Source organism: Pseudacidovorax sp. 1753 (genome assembly GCF_040544975.1).
Taxonomy (GTDB): Bacteria; Pseudomonadota; Gammaproteobacteria; order Burkholderiales; family Burkholderiaceae_C; genus Xenophilus.
The window spans coordinates 1-3,532 of record NZ_JBEPKY010000050.1; the positions used below are offsets into that span (position 1 = coordinate 1).

Consider the following 3,532-nt stretch of genomic DNA (forward strand, 5'->3'; position numbering starts at 1 on the left):
GCCCAAAACAAAAAGCCCCGCAGCGATTGCTGAGGGGCTTTTTGAGGGCTGTAAGAGCCTGACGATGACCTACTTTCACACGGGAGTCCGCACTATCATCGGCGCTGAGTCGTTTCACTGTCCTGTTCGGGATGGGAAGGAGTGGTACCAACTCGCTATGGTCATCAGGCATAAAGGGTTGTCGTGTTGATTTTTGGATCAGCACAACGAATTCATAGAGTCTGTCAGCTTTTGTTTGATTGCGCCTGGCATAACACCTTGATGGGCTTCTGCATTTGGCAGAGCACTGAATCAAAGTTATAGGGTCAAGCCGCACGAGCAATTAGTATCGGTTAGCTTAACGCATTACTGCGCTTCCACACCCGACCTATCAACGTCCTGGTCTAGAACGACTCTTCAGGGGGCTCAAGGCCCCGGCAGATCTCATCTTGAAACGAGTTTCCCGCTTAGATGCTTTCAGCGGTTATCTCTTCCACACTTAGCTACTCGGCAATGCCACTGGCGTGACAACCGATACACCAGAGGTGTGTCCACTCCGGTCCTCTCGTACTAGGAGCAGGCTTCCTCAAATCTGCAGCGCCCACGGAAGATAGGGACCAAACTGTCTCACGACGTTTTAAACCCAGCTCACGTACCTCTTTAAATGGCGAACAGCCATACCCTTGGGACCGGCTACAGCCCCAGGATGAGATGAGCCGACATCGAGGTGCCAAACACCGCCGTCGATATGAACTCTTGGGCGGTATCAGCCTGTTATCCCCAGAGTACCTTTTATCCGTTGAGCGATGGCCCTTCCATACAGAACCACCGGATCACTATGTCCTGCTTTCGCATCTGCTCGACTTGTCAGTCTCGCAGTTAAGCACGCTTATGCCATTGCACTATCGTCACGATGTCCGACCGTAACTAGCGTACCTTCGAACTCCTCCGTTACGCTTTGGGAGGAGACCGCCCCAGTCAAACTGCCTACCATGCACTGTCCCCAACCCGGATAACGGGTCTAGGTTAGAACCTCAAACACACCAGGGTGGTATTTCAACGTCGGCTCCATGTGATCTAGCGACCACACTTCAAAGCCTCCCACCTATCCTACACAGATCTGTTCAAAGTCCAATACAAAGCTACAGTAAAGGTTCATGGGGTCTTTCCGTCTTTCCGCGGGGAGATTGCATCATCACAAACATTTCAACTTCGCTGAGTCTCAGGAGGAGACAGTGTGGCCATCGTTACGCCATTCGTGCAGGTCGGAACTTACCCGACAAGGAATTTCGCTACCTTAGGACCGTTATAGTTACGGCCGCCGTTTACTGGGACTTCAATCAAGAGCTTGCACCCCATCATTTAATCTTCCAGCACCGGGCAGGCGTCACACCCTATACGTCCACTTTCGTGTTTGCAGAGTGCTGTGTTTTTAATAAACAGTCGCAGCCACCGATTCTTTGCAACCCTTTCATGCTCCGTTGTTCACTTCACACTACTAGGGCACACCTTCTCCCGAAGTTACGGTGTCAATTTGCCGAGTTCCTTCTCCTGAGTTCTCTCAAGCGCCTTAGAATACTCATCTCGCGCACCAGTGTCGGTTTGCGGTACGGTCGTGTGCAGCTGAAGCTTAGTGGCTTTTCCTGGAACCTCGTTCATTCACTTCGCGAGCAAGCTCGCTCGATCGACAGCCTCGGTATATGTACGCCGGATTTGCCTGACGCACGCCTACTTCTGCCTAAACCGGGACATCCAACACCCGGATGAACTATTAAGATCCGTCCCCACATCGCACTGCACATCGGTACAGGAATATTGACCTGTTTCCCATCAGCTACGCATCTCTGCCTCGCCTTAGGGGCCGACTCACTCTACGCCGATGAACGTTGCGTAGAAAACCTTGCGCTTACGGCGAGCGGGCTTTTCACCCGCTTTAACGCTACTCATGTCAGCATTCGCACTTCTGATACCTCCAGCAGCCTTTACAAGCCACCTTCACAGGCTTACAGAACGCTCTCCTACCACTCACACTTGCGTGTGAATCCGCAGCTTCGGTAACTGGCTTAGCCCCGTTACATCTTCCGCGCAGGACGACTCGATCAGTGAGCTATTACGCTTTCTTTAAATGATGGCTGCTTCTAAGCCAACATCCTGACTGTTTTAGCCTTCCCACTTCGTTTCCCACTTAGCCAATTTTAGGGACCTTAGCTGGCGGTCTGGGTTGTTTCCCTCTTGAGTCCGGACGTTAGCACCCGGTGCTCTGTCTCCCAAGCTCTACTCTTCGGTATTCGGAGTTTGCCTTGGTTTGGTAAGTCGCCATGACCCCCTAGCCAAAACAGTGCTCTACCCCCGAAGGTAATACTTGAGGCACTACCTAAATAGTTTTCGGAGAGAACCAGCTATTTCCAAGTTTGTTTAGCCTTTCACCCCTATCCACAGCTCATCCGCTAGTTTTGCAACACTAGTCGGTTCGGACCTCCAGTACCTGTTACGGCACCTTCATCCTGGCCATGGATAGATCACTTGGTTTCGGGTCTACACCCAGCGACTGAACGCCCTATTCGGACTCGATTTCTCTACGGCTTCCCTATTCGGTTAACCTTGCCACTGAATGTAAGTCGCTGACCCATTATACAAAAGGTACGCAGTCACCCTTGCGGGCTCCTACTTTTTGTAAGCATGCGGTTTCAGGATCTATTTCACTCCCCTCCCGGGGTTCTTTTCGCCTTTCCCTCACGGTACTAGTTCACTATCGGTCGATGATGAGTATTTAGCCTTGGAGGATGGTCCCCCCATGTTCAGACAGGATTACACGTGTCCCGCCCTACTTGTCGCTAGCTCAGTACCACACAGGTCTTTTCGCATACGGGACTATCACCCACTATGGTCGGCCTTTCCATGCCGCTTTGCTAAGTCCTGTGATATCACTAGCAGGCTCCTCCGATTTCGCTCGCCACTACTTTCGGAATCTCGGTTGATGTCTTTTCCTCGAGCTACTGAGATGTTTCAGTTCACCCGGTTCGCCTCGTATCCCTATGTATTCAGAATACGATACCTTTCGGTGGGTTTCCCCATTCGGAAATCTCCGGATCAAAGCTAATTTGCCAGCTCCCCGAAGCTTATCGCAGGCTATCACGTCCTTCGTCGCCTATCATCGCCAAGGCATCCACCACATGCTCTTATTCACTTGACCCTATAACTTTGACCTCTCTCACGAGAGTTCTCAGTCCATCAAGGAATTGTCAGGTCTCTCACCTGACGCGTTATGCCGTCTTCAATTTGCTTTTTTACAGCAAGCTGAAGTTCATTTGACGCAATCAAAAAATGTCGCCAGAGGCACGGTCCGCACTAAACCTTTACGAATGTGCAGTTTCCTCTGACAACGCTGATTCGACTCTATGAATTTTTAAAGAACAGCCGATTGATCCGGTCTATACCGGACCAACAACAAAGAAGCCTTTTGCAAAGCCTCTTTGGTGTTGGTTTGATCTTCTTGTCTTCTTGTCTTCTTGTCTTCTTGTCTTCTTGTCTTCTTGTCTTCTTGTCTTCTTGT

At 50.7% G+C, this 3,532-nt stretch carries 2 rRNA genes; both read right to left on the reverse strand.

The annotated features are described in order from the left end of the window. Positions 1–56: 56 nt before the first annotated feature. Positions 57–169, reverse strand: a 5S ribosomal RNA gene (gene rrf / locus ABIC63_RS29770). A gap of 132 nt (positions 170–301) precedes the next feature. Then, positions 302–3,172, reverse strand: a 23S ribosomal RNA gene (locus ABIC63_RS29775). Between the last annotated feature and the right edge of the window lie 360 nt (positions 3,173–3,532).